Consider the following 16,217-nt stretch of genomic DNA (forward strand, 5'->3'; position numbering starts at 1 on the left):
GCCCGCACGGGCCCCTGCTCTTTCGAGCGACAGATGATGAGAAGACTCTTGCTCCCCTTGCTGCTACTCGGCAGCACCCTCTTTACGCAGGCGCGGGCCGACGAGGCGCCGGATCTCGCCGCCCGCATCAGTTATCAGGACAGCGTCACCGGCAGCGACGGCATAGCCCGGGCGAACCAGTGGCAGGAGAAGTGGATGCGGGTCGGCAACCAGGTGTGGAGCCAGCGGTTGATCCCGCTGCCCCTGGCCCGCGCCTACCACGCCAGCCACGACGCCAACCCCGGCCACAAGCACTTCACCCACCAGATGGCGGCCCGCTGGGTCAGCCGCGCCGAGGATGGCGGGCTGCAGCTGCGCTACGCGGATGCCTGGCACAATCAGCTGGTGGAGGTGCCCGCCGAGGAGTATGGCCAGGTCGCCTTCAAGCCCGACTGGGCGCGCATTCGCCATCTCGTGGATCCGGCCCTGCTGGCGGGGATGACCCCCCTCGATGAGGCGGCGCCCGACCAGGCGCGCTGGTACGAAAAACGCGAGGGCAAGCAGCGCACCCGCATCCTCTGGTCAAACCAATGGCAGATCCCCCTGGTGGTGGAGTCCGCCAGCCTGGACGGCTATCGCAGCTACCGCATGACGCTGACCCTCAAGCCGCTGCCCAAGCAGCTGCCCTGGCAGCAGTTGGACGGCTACCAGACCCTGGACCTGCGCGACTTCTTCGACTGAGGGCGCCCCCGCCACGGGAGGCGCTCACTTTACGGGCAGAGATGGTACACTTCGCGTACTCATCCTTGTCCCGGTCCGTTATGCGTATTTCCGTCTTGCTGCTTGCCTTCGGTGCCCTCTTGACCACGGAGTCAGCCCACGCCGTGGTGGTCATCGCGGCCGAGGTGCCCCCCTATGTCATTCGTTCCTACCAGGGCGCCCCGAGCGGCATGGCCATCGAGGTGCTGGAGGAGGCGGCCCGCCGCCTGGATGAACCCCTGACCTTCGAGTTGATGCCGATGGCCCGCGCTCTCATCCAGACCCGCCACCGGCCGGACGTGCTGCTGCTGCCGCCGGTGCGCAGCCCCCAGCGCGAGTCCCAGTTTCTCTGGATAACCCCCCTGCTGGACGAGGCCTTCGTGCTGGTCAGCCACCGCCAGCATCATCCCGCCTCGCTCACCATCGAGGAGCTGCCCGCGCAGACCATAGGGGTGATGCGCGGCTCCTATGGCCAAAGCCTGATCCAGTCCATCGCCGAGACCAGGGTGGAGCCGGTGGCGGCGGAGGCCAACAACGCCAACAAGCTGGCGCTTGGCCGCATCCAGGGCTGGGCCGTGGCCTGGAACACCGCCCGCTATACCCAGCAACAGGCCGGCTTGCCGCTGGCCAGCCTGGTGCGCGGCGAGACCCTGCAGCAGACGGCCATCTACCTCGCCGCCCATCCCGACTTCCCACCCAGCGAGGCGGCGCGTTGGCGCAAGGCGATCCAGGCCATGCGCCGGGACGGCAGCCTGGCCAGCATCATCAAGCAGTACGATTATCAGGCACCCTGAGCCCTCGGCCGGGGCAATTGCCAAAGCCGTCCAGAATGGTTATGGTATCCACATGAAAGCGCTCATGATTTTTTCAAGTCTGCTCACACCCCATTGAGCCCCCGCCCTCGCCCCTGACCGCGAGTCGTTCGGGGGCACCGCCTGTGCGATCTCTTTACAACTTCTGACTTTTTCGACCGACCAGCCTGCCCGCCATCCTGGTCCTGTCCGCCATTGATAAGGAATGCCCTATGAAACAACCTCATCTCGTGATCTCCAGCCTGGATCTGGATCGCATCGAACAGTTGCTCGGCAACCATCCCCAGCACCTGGCCCTGCAAGAGGAGCTGGATCGCGCCGAGATCCGCGAGCCCGCCGACATGCCGCCGGACGTGGTGACCATGAACAGCACGGTGCGCTTCAAGATGCAAAACAGCGGCTCCGAGTTCTGCCTGACCCTGGTCTATCCGAAGGATGCCCAAGGGGACGAATCCAGGATCTCGGTGCTGGCACCGGTCGGCAGCGCCCTGCTGGGCCTGAAGGTGGGTGACAGCATCGCCTGGCCAGGTCCCGCCGGTCGCACCATCCAGGTCGAGATCCTGGAGGTGGTCTACCAGCCGGAGCGAGCGGGCGAGCTGCACCGCTAGTCGCCGCGGACGCGCGTCAGCCTGCTCGGGGCGGCGCGTCCCTTGCTGAGCGGCCAGGCGCCTGTCCTCCTGATCCCGATCAAGCTTTGGGTGCACGCCGCCACTTATCTTGGTCACTCTTTGCCCTCCCCCTTGAGCCTGACCTCGGCCACGGGTATCTTGTTGGCCGCGCCAGCACCCTGGCCGCAGATTTCAGGCTGACATCATGATAAAAATTGCCCTCATCGACGATCACCAGATCGTCCGCTCCGGCTTCGCCCAACTGCTCAATCTCGAACCCGATCTGCGGGTCGTTGCCGAATTCGGCAGCGCCGCCGAGGCGCTGGCGGGCCTGCCCGGCAGCGGCGTCCAGCTGTGCGTGTGCGACATCTCCATGCCGGATCAGTCCGGGCTGGAGCTGCTCAAGCGCCTGCCCGCCGGCCTCGCCGTGGTGATGCTGTCGGTGCACGACAGCCCGGCGCTGATCGAGCAGGCGCTGCAGGCGGGGGCCAAGGGCTTTCTCTCCAAGCGCTGCAGCCCGGAGGAGCTTATCGCCGCGGTACGCACCGCCGCCCACGGCGGCTGCTACCTGACCCCGGATATCGCCCACAAGCTCGCCAGCCACAGCCGGGATCCCCTCACCAACCGGGAGCGGGAGGTGGCGCAGCTGCTGGCCCGCGGGCTGGAGGTGAAGGCCATCGCCGAGCAGCTCGGCCTCTCCCCCAAGACGGTGCACGTCCACCGCGCCAACCTGATGGACAAACTACAGGTCAGCAACAACGTGGAGCTGGCCCACCGCATGCTGGACAGCTGGTGATCCACCGCCTTGCCAGCTATGTCGCCATCTCGCTGGCGGCCTGCTTCATCTTCGCCGCCGGCTGGTTCTGCCTGTGGAGCATCGGCCTGCACCTGGCGGGCGGCCCGGTGCTGGCGGTGCTGCTGTTCCCGTTCGGGCTGCGGCTCGGCTTGCTGCTGCAGAGCCCCCTCGCCTACTGGCCGCCCTTGCTGCTGTGTGAAACCCTGCTGCTCTATTGGCTCGACGGCGAGATAGGCCTGCCAGCCTGGCCGCTGATCCAGGCCGGCACCCTGCTCACCCTGCTGCCGCTGCTCATCGCCCGCCGCCAGCGGGTGCGCAACGACTGGCAGCAGCTGCTGGTGCTGCTGGCCACCGTCACCGCGGCGGCGCTGCTGCAGTCCCTGCTCTGGCACCTGGCCGGGGAGGATGGCCTCACCGCCCTGCTGCTGACCCTGACCGGCGGCCTGACCCTCACCTCCACCTGCATGCTGATCTGGCACTACCTCACCCGCGCCACTTGGGTGCCGCTCGGTCCGGCGCTGATCGATCAGCCGGTGGACTGGCGCTTTCGCCACCTGATCTGGTACCTGCTGCTGTTCGTGCTCAGCCTCTGGCTGCAGCTCGGCCTGCCGGACTCGCTGGTGCGTTTCACCCCTTTCTGCCTCGCCATCCCCATCATGGCCATGGCCTGGCGTTACGGCTGGCAGGGGGCCCTGCTCGCCACCCTGATGAACACGGTGGCGCTGATGGCGGGCCAGGCCTGGCACGATCACCCGCTTGACCTGCTGCTCTCCCTGCTGGCCCAGAGCCTGACCGGCCTGCTGCTCGGCGCCGGCATCCAGCGCCAGCGCGAGCTGAACCAGGCGCTGACTCGCCAGCTCGCCCACAACCGCCAGCTCACCGAGCGACTGCTGGAGACAGAGGAGAGCATCCGCAAGGAGGTGGCCCGCGAGCTGCACGACGACATAGGCCAGACCATCACCGCCATCCGCACCCAGGCGGGGATAGTGCGCCGCCTCGCGCCGGACAACCCTGGGGTCGGTCAGAGCAGCGCCCTCATCGATACCCTGTCACTCGGCATCTATGACGCCGTGCGCGGCCTGCTCGGCCGGCTGCGTCCCCGCCAGCTCGACGACATGAGCCTGGAGCAGGCGGTGCAAAGCCTGCTGCGGGAGCTGGAGCTGGAGCGCCACGGCATAGTCACCCGGCTCGAATGGCGGCTGGCGGACGAGGATCTCTCCGATGCCCAGCGGGCTACCCTGTTCCGGGTCTGCCAGGAGGGGCTCAACAACGTGGTGAAGCACGCCAACGCCAGCTCGGTCCGCATTCGAGCCCAGCAGCAGGGGGAGCGGTTGCAGCTGCTGCTGGAAGACGACGGCTGCGGCCTGCCCGAGCAGACGGCCCAGGGCTACGGCCTGCTCGGCATCCGCGAGCGGGTGCAGGCGCTGGGGGGCAACCTGCAGCTCTCCTGCCTGCACGGTACCCAGCTGACCCTGAGCCTGCCCAGCCGCAAGCGAGACGAGCCCCATGGGTAACAACCCATCCTGGATGATCCCAGTGCCATGCTGAACTTTATGAAGAGCCGCCCGGCCCCCCTGGTGCGGGATCAGCGCGAGATCGATGCCAGCTATCGCCACTGGCGCCTGCACATCTTGCTGACCATGTATCTGGGCTACGCGGTGTTCTACTTCACCCGCAAGAGCTTCAACTTCGCCATGCCGGACATGCTGGCGAGCGGCATCCTGAACAAGGCCGACATCGGCATGCTGTGGACCCTGTTCTACCTCACCTACGGCTGCTCCAAGTTCTTCTCCGGCATCATAAGCGATCGGGCCAACCCCCGTTACTTCATGGGGTTGGGGCTGATGGCGACCGGGGTCATCAACATATTGTTCGGCCTCTCCTCGTCGCTGTGGCTGTTCGCGGCGCTCTGGGTCGCCAACGCCTTCTTCCAGGGCTGGGGCTGGCCCCCCTGCTCCAAGCTGCTGACCAGCTGGTATTCGCGCACCGAGCGCGGCTTCTGGTGGTCGGCCTGGAACACGGCCCACAACGTGGGCGGCGCGCTGATCCCGCTCATCGTCAGCACCATAGCCCTGCAGCATGGCTGGCGCTACGGCATGATAGTGCCGGGGCTCATCGCCATACTGGTCGGGCTGATCCTCTGCTGGCGACTGCGGGATACCCCGAGCACCCTGGGGCTGCCCACGGTCGGCGAGTGGCGAAGCGATGCGCTGGAGATAGCCCAGCAGACCCAGGATGCCGATCTGACGCCGCGCCAGATCCTGCACAAGTACGTGCTCGGCAACCCCTACATCTGGCTGCTGGCCTGCTGCTACGTGCTGGTCTACGTGGTGCGTACCGCCATCAACGACTGGGGCAACCTCTACATGACGGAGCAGCGCGGCTTCAACCTGATGAGCGCCAACTCCGCCATCTCCATGTTCGAGGTGGGGGGCTTCATCGGCGCCCTGGTGGCGGGCTGGGGATCGGACAAGCTGTTCAACGGCAACCGGGGGCCGATGAACCTGATCTTCGCGATAGGGATACTGCTGGCGGTGGGCTCGCTCTGGCTGATGCCCTTCTTCAGCTACGTGATGCAGGCGGCCTGCTTCTTCACCATCGGCTTCTTCGTGTTCGGCCCGCAGATGCTGATCGGCATGGCCGCCGCCGAGTGCTCCCACAAGGACTGCGCCGGGGCCGCCACCGGCTTCGTCGGCCTGTTCGCCTACATGGGGGCCGCGCTGGCGGGCTATCCTCTGGCCAAGGTGATGGAGATCTGGCACTGGAACGGCTTCTTCGTGGTGATCTCGGTGGCGGCCGGGGTCTCGGCCCTGTTGCTGCTGCCCTTCCTCAAAGCCCAGGCGCCACGTCCCCTGCTCACCGAGCCGGCCTGACGGCGACCTTCGGGTCGGTCCCTTGTCTCGCAGTCAGCGTCTCTCCCGCCTTCTGGCCGCCGATCGGCTTGAGACCATCGAGTCCCAGCCCCACCGCGGCCCAAGAGGGGTCATCCGACTATGGTTCGCCATCATCAAGCCCATTTGATTCCCGCTGAACCGGCGAAAGTGCCCCTTATAAGCTTTTGGACTTGAACCCACGGCGTTAGATAGATATGTTGTTTTCATGTGGTTTTATGAGCCAGGCCGCGAGGAAAAAGTCGCACTAACCTATTGAGTCATCTGGCACAATCGGCTTTTGGTACATTTTTCACTCAGCGCGTCATTCATAGAATCTCATATGGGGCTTCTACCCAACTCAAGACAATAATCCTGTCTTGCCTGTTGCCGGATGCAGCAGTCTCTTGTGCCACGGAGTCGCACGGGATCAGGTTCAAGGCCGAACACACTTTCGACAGAGACGTCACTTATGATCAAAAAACTCATTCTCTCTACCCTGCTGCTGTGCGGGCTGGCCAATGCCGCACCCAGCTCTGCCCCTAGTTCCACTCTGGATGCCGTGCTGGAGCGCGGTGTGCTGCGCGTCGGCTTCGATGCCGGCTATCAACCCTTCGAGATGACCAACAAGCAGGGCCAGTACATCGGCTTCGACGTGGACCTGGCCAAGATGGTCGCCAAGGAGATGGGGGTCAAGGTCGAGTTCGTCAACACCGCCTGGGACGGCATCATCCCGGCCCTCTTGACCGACAAGTTCGATGTCATCATGGGTGGCATGACGGTCACCCCCCAGCGCAACCTGCGCGTCAACTTCGCCGACCCCTACATAGTCGTCGGTCAGACCATAGTGCTGCGCAAGGACAAGGCGGGCGAGATCAAGTCCTTCCAGGATCTCAACGATCCCAAGTACAAGATCGCGGTCAAGCTCGGCACCACAGGCGAGCAGGCGGTCAAGCGCATGATCCCCAAGGCCACCCTGCTGCAGTATGAAACCCAGGACGACGCCAAGCTGGAAGTGATCAACGGCAAGGTGGATGCCTTCATCTACGATCTGCCCTACAACGCCATCTTCGCCTCCCAGAATCAGGGCGCCGTGGTGCACCTCGACAAGCCGTTCACCTTCGAGCCGCTGGCCTGGGCCATCCGCAAGGGGGATCAAGACACCCTCAACTGGCTGAACAACTACCTGCGCCAGATCAAGGGCGACGGCAGCTACGACCGCCTCTACAAGAAGTGGTTTGAATCCAACGCCTGGTTGAATCAACTCAAATAACCTCTCAAGGGGCGGCCCGGCCGCCCCTTCACGCAGTTCCCCACACAATAACGACAAGAGAGGTTGTGACAGTGATCAACCCCAAATCCACAAGACAGATGGAAAAACAACCCAATCAGCTGCTCTGGCATGGCATCTTCCTGCTGCTGCTGCTGACCGCCGTCTTTGGCATTTACAAGGCCGTGCAATCGGTGGATTACACCTGGCGCTGGGAACGCATCCCCCAGTACATCGCCTACCAGGCCGAACAGAAGAATTACGCCGAGTTTGACGGCACCGTAGTGGCCGGCACCACGGCCGCCGAGAAGCGCCAGCTGTTCCTGCAAAACGATACCGATCCCGGCCAGCGCCAGCCCATCGCCGCCAGCGGCGCCCAGGTTGCCGAAGGGGATACCGTCTTCCTCGGCGATACCCTGGATATCGAACTCACCTGGACCGCAGGCCCCATCGCCTGGGGTGTCTGGGTCACGGTCAAGCTCTCCCTGGTGGCAGGCATCTTCGCCATCTTGCTGGGCACCCTGGCCGGCCTCGCCCGCCTCTCCCCCAACCCGGCCCTGCGCAACCTGGCGGTCACCTATGTGGAGCTGATCCGTGGCACCCCGCTGCTGGTGCAGATCTTCATCGTCTACTTCTTTATCGGCACCGTGCTCAATCTGGATCGCTTCACCGCCGGGGTGGCGGCGCTCGCGGTCTTCACCGGCGCCTATGTGGCCGAGATAGTGCGCGCCGGCATCAGCTCCATCCACAAGGGCCAGATGGAGGCGGGTCGCAGCCTGGGGCTGACCTCGGCCCAGACCATGCGCTACGTGATCCTGCCCCAGGCGTTCAAACGAGTATTGCCGCCGCTGGCGGGCCAGTTTATCAACCTGATCAAGGACTCCTCCCTGGTCTCCGTCATCTCCATCACGGATCTGACCAAGGCCGGCCGCGAGGTGGTCAGCTCCACCTTCAGCCCGTTCGAGGTGTGGTTCACCGTGGCCCTGCTCTATCTGGTATTGACCGGCACCCTCTCCTTCCTGGTGCGTCGTCTGGAGGTGAAATATGCGCGCAGCAACTGATCCCATCATTGAGACCGGCGACCCGAGACAGATCGACGCCGGGAGGACCAAGGCATGACCATGCGTAACAAAGCGGACCCCATCATCAAGGCCACCGGCGTGGAGAAGATCTATGCCGGCGGCGTGCACGCCCTGAAGAACGTCAGCACCCAGGTGGCCGAAGGGGAGGTGGTGGTGATCGTCGGGCCGAGCGGCTCCGGCAAATCCACCTTCCTGCGCACCCTCAACCAGCTGGAGACCATCAACGACGGCGACATCCTGATCGATGGCATCTGCCTGACCGAGCCGGGGGATGTCAACAAGCTGCGGGAAGAGGTGGGCATGGTGTTCCAGTCCTTCAACCTCTTCCCCCATCTCAACGTGCTGGACAACATCAGTCTCGCTCCCCAGAAGGTGCGCGGTCTGTCGCGCAACGACGCGCAGGACAGGGCCAAGGCGCTGCTGCTCAAGGTGGGGCTGGCCAACAAGGCCGAGAGTTATCCGTCCCAGCTCTCCGGCGGCCAGCAGCAACGGGTGGCCATCGCCAGGGCGCTCGCCATGCAGCCACGCATCATGCTGTTTGATGAGCCCACCAGCGCCCTCGATCCCGAGATGGTGGGCGAGGTGCTGGATGTGATGAAGGGGCTGGCCCGGGAGGGCATGACCATGGTGGTGGTGACCCACGAGATGGGCTTCGCCCGCGAGGTGGCGGATCGGGTGCTGTTCATGGAAAACGGCGAGCTGCTGGTGGATGAGAAGCCGACCGATTTCTTTGACAATCCCCCCTCCCCGCGCCTGCGCCAGTTCCTGAGTCAGGTGCTCTGACGCTGACAGCCATAGAAGGCAGAAGAGGGAGCCCATGGCTCCCTCTTCACGCTGATACAGGCTCAACCCGTCGCGTCTATTTTGCAGCTTGACGTTTTGCTTCATCCAGCATGGTTTGCAGTGCCGGCATGTTGCGCTCGGCCAGGGATTTGCCCACCAGCGAGCTCTCCTGAAAGATGGCCGGCATGGTGTCCAGGGATTTTTTCCCAACCGGACTCTGATAGAAGGCAATCAGCTCCTTGAGCTCGGCGTCGGTGAAATGCTTGCGATAGATGGCGGCCACCTCGGCACTCATGGCTGGCCAGGAGAGATAACGGCCAAACCAGGCCTCCAGTACATCGCGATGCTTGGCCAATTCCTGCGCATGTTCGCCCGCCCCCCGAATGATCAGCGGGATCATCTGTGCCTGCATCTGGGCCTGCAACTGCTCCACTTGCTGCTTGCTATTGAGCAGGTCGACCAATTTCTGAGCAGGATCGGCCCACACACAGCCACTCCACAACAGGGCAATGACCACCCCTCTTTTCACCAACTGCATAACCACCTCTTAAACCATATAAAAACAACAGGTTACATTGAATTTAAATTCAGACCAGTCACCAGATGGCGGTGCAATATGTTAATGAAATTTTAAATTCATTCGGTATGCTGGAACCCAACTGGTCCAACCGGATGCATCACATGGATGTGCAACTGCTGCTGCTCTACCTCTCCCCCGTCTTTCTGGCCTTCATCGGCTGGGAGATGCTCTATCTGCGCAAACACGGGGCGGCCTTTCCCACCGCCACCTACCAGTGGCGGGATCTGTTTGCCAACGGGGCGCTGGCGCTGATGCATCAGGGCGGCGATGCGCTGGCGGCCATCGCCATCGCTTACTGTTATGACGCCCTCTGGGGCTGGCGGCTGCTGGACATCGAACTCAACTTCTGGAGCATCTTGCTGCTGTTCTTGCTGCAGGATCTCTGTTACTGGCTGTTCCATTTCGCCAGCCACCATGTGCGCTGGCTGTGGGCCTCCCACGTGGTGCATCACAGCTCCGAGCGGCTCAACCTCTCAACCGCCTTTCGCCAGAGCCTGATGTACCCCGTCTCCGGCATGTGGCTGTTCTGGATCCCGATGATCCTCATCGGCTTCCCGCCAGAGGCCGTGGTCGCCACCGTGCTGCTGAGCCTGGGCTTCCAGTTCTTCGTCCACACCCAGGTGGTGGGCAAGCTTGGCCGGCTGGAGTGGATCCTCAATACCCCCTCCCACCACAGGGTGCATCACGCCAGCAACGCCAAGTACATAGACCGCAACTTCGCCGGGGTGCTGATCATCTGGGATCGACTGTTTGGCACCTTCGTGGAAGAGGACCCTGCCGAGCCTTGCCGGTTCGGTATCACCAAGCCCATCCGCAGCTTCAACCCCCTCACCCTCACCTTCCACGAGTGGCGCGACATGTTGCGTGAGGCCCGCGGCCTGCCCTGGCAGAAGAAACTGAGGGTGCTGTTTGGCAAACCGGCCGGCCCCGGCAGCGCCTGAATCAGAGCCTTGAAGCAGAGCAAAAAAGAGAGCGCCACCAGGGCGCTCTCTTTCATTGCCAGTCACAGACCCGAGTCAGACATGGGCAAATGACCAGAGCGCGGGAATGAGGCTCACCAGGGTCATCCCGGCCAGCAGTCGCTCGCGGCCACTGAGCCGTTCGGCGCCAGCCAGCTGGCGGCGGCTGTAGAGAAACAGCAGCAGGCCCGGCCCGTAGAGCAGCAAGGAGAGCAGCAGGTATTCCACCCCGGCGGCATAGAGCAGCCAGAGGCCGTAGCCGCTCGACAGCAGCGCCACCGCCCGCATCAAGCCATTGCCCTGCCCACTGAAGGAGAGCTTGAGCAGGAACAGGCCGATCAGCAGATAGGGCACCAGGATCATCGAGGTGGAGATGAGCAGCAGACTGGTATACCCCTTGCCGAGCAGCCACACCAGCAACAGGCAACCCTGCACCGTCAGGCTGGTGAGCCAGAGGGAGGCGATGGGGGTGCCGTTGCGGTTCTGGCGCCGGAAGATGGCCGGAAAGGCGCCGTGGCGCGCCGCGCTGAACGGCACCTCGGCCGAGAACAGGGTCCAGCTCACATAGGAGGCCAGCACCGAGACGATGAGGCCGACACTGATCAGCAGCTTGCCCCAGGAGCCGGTCATCTGGGCCATCAGTCCCGCCATGGAGGGGTTGGGCAAGGCCGCCAGCTCGGGTCTGCTCAATATCCCCAGCGCCAGCACCGAGATGAGCACATAGAGCAGCAGTGCCAGCACCACCCCCAGCACGGTGGCCGTGCCCACATCCCGCCTGTTCCTGGCGCGGGCCGACAAGACGGCCGCCCCTTCGATGCCGGTAAAGACCCAGAGGGTGATCAGCATGGTGTTGCGCACCTGCTCGGAAACCGGCACTGCAAGCGTGCTGCCCCCCTGATCCGCCGCGAAGGTCATCGGGTCGAACCAGTAGCAGGCGAACAGGATGAACAGCAGCAACGGCAGGCTCTTGGCCAGGGTCGCCACCAGATTGAACAGGGCCGCCTGCTGCACGCCGCGGGCCACCAGCAGATGCACGGCCCAGAGAATGCAGGACTCGCCGATGAAGGCGGCCAAGGTGTTGCCCTCGCCAAACCAGATGTGTTCTGGCGTGTCGACGAAGCTGCCGAGGGCGGCGAAGGCGATCACCAGATAGCCCACCACGCCTATGGTGGCGCACAACCAGTAACCCCAGGCGGAGAAGAAACCCACCAGATCGCCAAAGCCGGCGCGGGCATAGCTGTAGATGCCGCCATCGAGATCGGGCCTTAGCCGCGACAGATAGAGAAAACTCGCAGCCAGCGCCAATATGCCCACCCCGGTGACGCCCCAACCGATCAGCACGGCCCTGGCACCGGCCACCTCGGCCATGTTCTGGGGCAGGCTGAAGATACCCGCCCCCACCATGGAGCTGAACACCAGGGCGGTGAGGGACCAGAGGCCTATTTTGCTCTCTTTCATATGCTCTCCTTAGCGCAGCCGACTGGCCAGGGCCTGAATATGCTCGGGGCCTATGCCGCAACAACCGCCGATGAGAGAGGCCCCCACGGCGCGCCAGCGCTCGGCCCAGCCGAGGTAATCCAGTGGCCCCAGATCGGCGCGGATCTCGTCCAGACCGTCGTTGGCGGTGGCCTCCTTGGGCTGGGGCGGAAAAGCGTTGGCATAGGCACCGAGGCGAATATCCCCTCGCCCCAGCGCCTGCAATCTGGCGCCGGCCACCGCCAGCGCGGCCTCGATCACCTCGGGCTGACAGCAGTTGAACAGGATGGCATCCACTCCGACCCCGACCAGCGCTGTGACGGCATCCACCACCCGCTCGCCGGAGCGAAGCAGGGGCTCGCGCCCTGGCGTCTCGTCCTCCAGGGTGAAGGAGACCCAGAACGGCTTGCCATCCGCCGGCAACAGCGCCTTGAGCGCCAGCGGCTCGGCGATCAGGCTCATGGTCTCGGCCAGCCAGATGTCCACCTGAGGCGCCAGCGCCCGAATGAGCGGCGCCGCCAGCTCGCTCACCCTGTCCGCCTCGAACAAGTCGGCACGGTAAGAGCCAAACAGCGGCGGCAAGGATCCCGCCACCTGCACGGCGTCGGTATGTGCATCGGCGACTTCCCGCGCCAACTGGCCCGCCAGCGCCGCCAGCGTTTCCCCCTCGGCGGCAAAGCGCTCGGCGCCGATATGAAACGGCACCAGCGCATAGCTGTTGGTGGTGATGACACGGGCACCGCTGGCCACATAGGCCTGATGCACCTCGCGCACCGTCTGCGGCGCCTCCATCAGCGCCAGCGCCGACCACTCGGGCTGGCGAAACGGCGCGCCCCGCCGTGCCAGCTCACGCCCCATGCCACCGTCCAGTACCCACAATGCCTGTGTTTCCATCTGTCCTGTCTCTTTGTTTTTCTGTGTTTGTCTGTTGTGTACCCGGCCATGTCCTGCGGCGATGCGTCGCCGTCGATGTGAATTCGGCACCCCGGGAAATCAGCCATAAAAACATATAGATGTTTAGATGGCTAAAGCAAGATAAGACAAAGCCGAGCCGACGGCAATCGGTATCACCGGAAATCAGCCGGCAGAAGATGGGGCAACGCAGTGAAAGCGGCAGAAGGCAGAAGGCAGAAGGCAGAAGGCAGAAGGCAGAAGGCAGAAGGCAGAAGGCAGAAGGCAGAAAAGCGTGAGGCCACCCTGGGGTGGCCTCATCTCTTATCTGTGGTGACGGTTTAGCGCCCCGCCAGCACCCGCTTGGTCTGCTTGACCCAGTCGGAAACGCGTCCCTGCTGGGGCAAGCCTTGCCAGATCTGCTCCCACTGGGCCGGGCTCAGGGGGCGACCCAGCCTGCGCTGCACCCCGGCATAGAGGTAGTCATGGGCCGTGGTACGCGCCTGGGCGGAGGTGAGGAACTTAGGCACGGGATCGGTCAGCCGCACGTCCCGCATGCCGAGCAGCGGGTAGTCGCTGTGCACCGCCGCCAGCATGGTCTCGCGCATGGCGGACTCGATGTAGCCACGGGCAAACAGGGCCGTCACCGACTCCAAGGATCCCTGCTCCGGTCCCTGATACTCCTCATCAAACACCGGGCTCGGCTCTGCCACGGCGCTTTGCACCACGGCATCGGGATCCGGCTGCGGCACCACGACGGCGGCCTGGGGGGTTGCGGGCTTGGCCGCGGCGGCGGGCTTGCGGGGCGCGCTCTGGCTGCAGGCCCCCAGGGCGATGGCCAGCGCCACACAGGCCAGCGCACGGGAATAAGACGGCATCTTCATGACTCCTGAACGACCTTCTCGGTCACTATGGGTTCCTGGTGGTCCGCGGCTCATCCCGGCCCGGTCCACCACTTCACACTTATCGTCGACGCATTCTAACGAAAACCGGCCCACTTGGGTCAAGCTTCCCGATCAGACCGCCGGATGTGACTCCTGCGCCAGCTTGTCGCTCGCGATGGGTTCGACCCGGGTGACCAGCAGTTGATCGATCTTGTAGCTGTCGATGTCCACCACTTCGAACTTGTAGCCCGCGTATTTCACCGAGTCGGTGCGCTTGGGGATCTTGCGCAGCATGAACATGATGAAACCGGCGATGGTCTCGTAGTTCTGGTTCCCCGGGAACTCCTCGATGTCGAAGGCCCGCATCACGTCGGAGATGGGGGTGACCCCGTCCACCAGCCAGGAGTTCTCGTCCCGCTGCACTATCTGCTCTTCCATCGCATGGGTGGCCCACTCGCCCATGACGGTGCTCATCAGATCGTTCATGGTGACTATCCCCACCACCAGGGCGTATTCGTTCATCACCACGGCGAAGTCGCCCCGATGATTCTTGAAGTACTCCATCGCCTCGTAGAGGTTCAGGGTGTCGGGGATGATGATGACGCTCTGCACCAGGGAGCCGCTGTTGAGATCGATGCTCTGGCCGCTGATGACGCGGATCAGCAGCTCCTTGGCGTCGACGAAGCCCTTGATGCTGTCGAGGTTGTGATCGCACACCAGGAACTTGTTGTGGGGGTGCTCGGCGATCTTGGCCTTGATGCTCTCCTCGCCCTCTTGCAGGGTGAAGTAGATGAGGCTCTCGCGGGCCGTCATGGCGGAGGTGACGCCGAGGGATTGCAACTCGAACACGTTCTCGATGAGCTGATGCTCCTCACGCTGGATGACCCCCGCCTCGGCGCCCGCATCCATCACCGCATAGATGTCGTCCGAGGTGATCTCGTCGTTGCGGATCATGGAGACCCGCAGTAAGCGGAACAACGCGTTCGCCATGCCATTGAAGAACCACACCAGCGGCATCAGCAGGGTCACGCACAGCAGCATGGGACGCACCACCACCACGGCAACCCGCTCCGGCATGCTCATGGCGAGGCGTTTGGGCATCAGGTCGGCGATCAGGATAAAGAGGCTGGTGACGACCACGAAAGAGACGACCGAGCTTATCTGGGAGAGCCAGGGGCCCTGATAGAAGCTGGTGATGAAGGTCTTGATGGCCGGGTTCAGGGCGGATTCGCCCAGGATGCCACCCAGGATGGCGACGGTGTTGAGGCCTATCTGCACCACGGTGAAGAAGTTACCCGGCTGGGCCTGCAGCGCCAGCACTTTTTCGGCATGGCGGTTTCCCTCGTCGGCCATCACCTGCAACTTGATCTTGCGGGAGGCGGCGAGAGAGATCTCGGAGAGGGAGAAGAACACGCTGCCGGCTACCAGCAGCATTAAAAAGAATAAACTATCGGCAAAACTCATGATTGACCTATTGCGACAGCCGCCTTAGCACAAGACGGCAAACTGGGCCCGGGATACCAGACCGTGAGTCCATCCGGGACTCACACAGGGGCAGTATTCTAGCAGAAAAGCGCCCATTGGGTGGCGTTATCTTAACCTGTCGCCCAATGCAACAAAAAAGGCGCTCAATGCGCCTTTTTATTCATTTCTGACTCAATGCTTGCCGAGCAGGTCGCTCAGTTCATCGGCCTTGGTGTGGCGTACGTCCTTGCCCTTGACGTAGTAGACGATGTACTCGCAGATGTGCTGGCAGCGATCACCGACCCGCTCGATGGCCCGCGCCGCCCACAGCACGTTCAGTACCTGGGGAATGGTGCGCGGATCTTCCATCATGTAGGTCATCAGCTCGCGGATGATGGACTCGTACTCCCGATCCACCTTGTCATCTTCCTTGTAGACGGCGATGGCCGCCTCCAGATCCATGCGGGCGAAGGCGTCGAGCACGTCGTGCAGCATCTTGATGGTGCGGCGGCCCATGTTCTCGAGCGACACCAGCGGCGGCTGCGGCTTGTTGGCGTTGTCGGTCAGCATGCGGGCTATCTTGTCCGCCACGTCGCCGATGCGCTCCAGATCCGTGATGGTCTTGATGATGGCCATCACCAGCCGCAGGTCGGATGCGGTCGGCTGACGCTTGGCGATGATGCGGGTGCACTCCTCGTCGATGGCCACTTCCATGGCGTTGACCTTGTGGTCGTTCGCCACTATCTTGCGCGCCGCGTCCAGATCCTGGATGTGGATGGCCGAGATGGCGTCGGTCAGCTGCTGCTCCACCAGACCGCCCATCACCAGCACCTGGTTGCGCACGTTCTCGAGCTCGGCATTGAACTGACCGGAGATGTGTTTATTGAGGTTCATATTGTCCATACAAATAATCCTTGTTGCTCCGATTATGCCTTAGCCGTTGAACCGACCGGTAATCTGTTTATTGATGCTCATCTTGTTCATACCAATAACCCTTGTTGCAC

At 63.3% G+C, this 16,217-nt stretch carries 16 protein-coding genes; 10 read left to right on the plus strand and 6 right to left on the minus strand.

Annotation, left to right across the window (positions count from 1 at the left end; genetic code table 11):
- Positions 1-36: 36 nt before the first annotated feature.
- From EL255_RS13605 to EL255_RS13650, 9 genes are all read left to right on the plus strand, one after another.
- Positions 37-720: a hypothetical protein gene (locus EL255_RS13605; RefSeq protein WP_042654732.1), complete on the plus strand. Its 684-nt coding sequence runs from the start codon at positions 37-39 to the stop codon at positions 718-720.
- A gap of 80 nt (positions 721-800) precedes the next feature.
- The gene (locus tag EL255_RS13610) at positions 801-1,532 is read left to right on the plus strand and encodes a substrate-binding periplasmic protein (protein ID WP_126623362.1); all 732 of its coding nucleotides are present in this window, start codon (positions 801-803) and stop codon (positions 1,530-1,532) included.
- Positions 1,533-1,762: 230 nt separating this feature from the next.
- Positions 1,763-2,158 (plus strand): nucleoside diphosphate kinase regulator, encoded by a 396-nt coding sequence (gene rnk / locus EL255_RS13620; protein WP_042654569.1) that lies wholly within the window; start codon positions 1,763-1,765, stop codon positions 2,156-2,158.
- Positions 2,159-2,363: 205 nt separating this feature from the next.
- Complete coding sequence (uhpA, locus tag EL255_RS13625; RefSeq protein WP_033131170.1) at positions 2,364-2,954, plus strand: response regulator transcription factor UhpA; 591 nt, start codon at positions 2,364-2,366, stop codon at positions 2,952-2,954.
- On the plus strand, positions 2,951-4,468 hold the full coding sequence (gene uhpB / locus EL255_RS13630) for a signal transduction histidine-protein kinase/phosphatase UhpB (protein ID WP_042654568.1): 1,518 nt from the start codon (positions 2,951-2,953) through the stop codon (positions 4,466-4,468). Before uhpA ends, uhpB begins: the two co-directional genes overlap by 4 nt.
- Positions 4,469-4,495: 27 nt before the next feature.
- A complete protein-coding gene (uhpC, locus tag EL255_RS13635; protein WP_042654567.1) occupies positions 4,496-5,827 on the plus strand; it encodes an MFS transporter in 1,332 nt (443 codons plus the stop codon).
- A 469-nt stretch (positions 5,828-6,296) separates the two neighbouring features.
- Complete coding sequence (locus EL255_RS13640) at positions 6,297-7,097, plus strand: transporter substrate-binding domain-containing protein (protein ID WP_042654566.1); 801 nt, start codon at positions 6,297-6,299, stop codon at positions 7,095-7,097.
- Positions 7,098-7,195: 98 nt separating this feature from the next.
- Complete coding sequence (locus EL255_RS13645) at positions 7,196-8,155, plus strand: amino acid ABC transporter permease (protein WP_042654565.1); 960 nt, start codon at positions 7,196-7,198, stop codon at positions 8,153-8,155.
- 60 nt (positions 8,156-8,215) lie between these two features.
- A complete protein-coding gene (locus EL255_RS13650) occupies positions 8,216-8,959 on the plus strand; it encodes an amino acid ABC transporter ATP-binding protein (RefSeq protein ID WP_126623510.1) in 744 nt (247 codons plus the stop codon).
- 76 nt (positions 8,960-9,035) lie between these two features.
- Here the strand turns inward: EL255_RS13650 and EL255_RS13655 are convergent, their stop codons facing one another.
- Positions 9,036-9,497: a DUF2059 domain-containing protein gene (locus EL255_RS13655; RefSeq protein WP_042654563.1), complete on the minus strand. Its 462-nt coding sequence runs from the start codon at positions 9,495-9,497 to the stop codon at positions 9,036-9,038.
- Positions 9,498-9,640: 143 nt separating this feature from the next.
- Here EL255_RS13655 and EL255_RS13660 point away from each other — a divergent pair, with 143 nt between their 5' ends.
- On the plus strand, positions 9,641-10,480 hold the full coding sequence (locus EL255_RS13660; protein WP_042654731.1) for a sterol desaturase family protein: 840 nt from the start codon (positions 9,641-9,643) through the stop codon (positions 10,478-10,480).
- Positions 10,481-10,555: 75 nt separating this feature from the next.
- On the opposite strand, the gene EL255_RS13665 is transcribed toward EL255_RS13660, so the two are convergent.
- The 5 genes from EL255_RS13665 to phoU form a co-directional block, all read right to left on the minus strand.
- On the minus strand, positions 10,556-11,956 hold the full coding sequence (locus EL255_RS13665) for a basic amino acid/polyamine antiporter (protein WP_042654562.1): 1,401 nt from the start codon (positions 11,954-11,956) through the stop codon (positions 10,556-10,558).
- A 9-nt stretch (positions 11,957-11,965) separates the two neighbouring features.
- The gene (locus EL255_RS13670; protein WP_042654561.1) at positions 11,966-12,868 is read right to left on the minus strand and encodes a homocysteine S-methyltransferase family protein; all 903 of its coding nucleotides are present in this window, start codon (positions 12,866-12,868) and stop codon (positions 11,966-11,968) included.
- A 338-nt stretch (positions 12,869-13,206) separates the two neighbouring features.
- Positions 13,207-13,749, minus strand: a complete 543-nt coding sequence (locus tag EL255_RS13675; RefSeq protein ID WP_042654560.1) for a hypothetical protein — start codon at positions 13,747-13,749, stop codon at positions 13,207-13,209.
- Between the two features lie 132 nt (positions 13,750-13,881).
- The gene (locus EL255_RS13680; protein ID WP_042654559.1) at positions 13,882-15,213 is read right to left on the minus strand and encodes a polyamine export protein PaeA; all 1,332 of its coding nucleotides are present in this window, start codon (positions 15,211-15,213) and stop codon (positions 13,882-13,884) included.
- A 192-nt stretch (positions 15,214-15,405) separates the two neighbouring features.
- Positions 15,406-16,116 carry a phosphate signaling complex protein PhoU gene (gene phoU / locus EL255_RS13685; protein WP_025327511.1) on the minus strand — a complete coding sequence of 237 codons (711 nt, stop codon included), beginning with the start codon at positions 16,114-16,116 and terminating at the stop codon, positions 15,406-15,408.
- Between the last annotated feature and the right edge of the window lie 101 nt (positions 16,117-16,217).

Source organism: Aeromonas encheleia, from assembly GCF_900637545.1.
Lineage (GTDB): Bacteria > Pseudomonadota > Gammaproteobacteria > Enterobacterales > Aeromonadaceae > Aeromonas > Aeromonas encheleia.

Excerpts from the sequence above, each read along its gene's own strand:
- EL255_RS13605 (WP_042654732.1), top strand. The coding sequence starts at position 37 with ATGAGAAGACTCTTGCTCCCCTTGCTGCTACTCGGCAGCACCCTCTTT.
- EL255_RS13610 (WP_126623362.1), top strand. The coding sequence starts at position 801 with ATGCGTATTTCCGTCTTGCTGCTTGCCTTCGGTGCCCTCTTGACCACG.
- rnk (WP_042654569.1), top strand. The coding sequence starts at position 1,763 with ATGAAACAACCTCATCTCGTGATCTCCAGCCTGGATCTGGATCGCATC.
- uhpA (WP_033131170.1), top strand. The coding sequence starts at position 2,364 with ATGATAAAAATTGCCCTCATCGACGATCACCAGATCGTCCGCTCCGGC.
- uhpC (WP_042654567.1), top strand. The coding sequence starts at position 4,496 with ATGCTGAACTTTATGAAGAGCCGCCCGGCCCCCCTGGTGCGGGATCAG.
- EL255_RS13640 (WP_042654566.1), top strand. The coding sequence starts at position 6,297 with ATGATCAAAAAACTCATTCTCTCTACCCTGCTGCTGTGCGGGCTGGCC.
- EL255_RS13645 (WP_042654565.1), top strand. The coding sequence starts at position 7,196 with ATGGAAAAACAACCCAATCAGCTGCTCTGGCATGGCATCTTCCTGCTG.
- EL255_RS13650 (WP_126623510.1), top strand. The coding sequence starts at position 8,216 with ATGCGTAACAAAGCGGACCCCATCATCAAGGCCACCGGCGTGGAGAAG.
- EL255_RS13655 (WP_042654563.1), bottom strand. The coding sequence starts at position 9,497 with ATGCAGTTGGTGAAAAGAGGGGTGGTCATTGCCCTGTTGTGGAGTGGC.
- EL255_RS13660 (WP_042654731.1), top strand. The coding sequence starts at position 9,641 with ATGGATGTGCAACTGCTGCTGCTCTACCTCTCCCCCGTCTTTCTGGCC.
- EL255_RS13665 (WP_042654562.1), bottom strand. The coding sequence starts at position 11,956 with ATGAAAGAGAGCAAAATAGGCCTCTGGTCCCTCACCGCCCTGGTGTTC.
- EL255_RS13670 (WP_042654561.1), bottom strand. The coding sequence starts at position 12,868 with ATGGAAACACAGGCATTGTGGGTACTGGACGGTGGCATGGGGCGTGAG.
- EL255_RS13675 (WP_042654560.1), bottom strand. The coding sequence starts at position 13,749 with ATGAAGATGCCGTCTTATTCCCGTGCGCTGGCCTGTGTGGCGCTGGCC.
- EL255_RS13680 (WP_042654559.1), bottom strand. The coding sequence starts at position 15,213 with ATGAGTTTTGCCGATAGTTTATTCTTTTTAATGCTGCTGGTAGCCGGC.
- phoU (WP_025327511.1), bottom strand. The coding sequence starts at position 16,116 with ATGGACAATATGAACCTCAATAAACACATCTCCGGTCAGTTCAATGCC.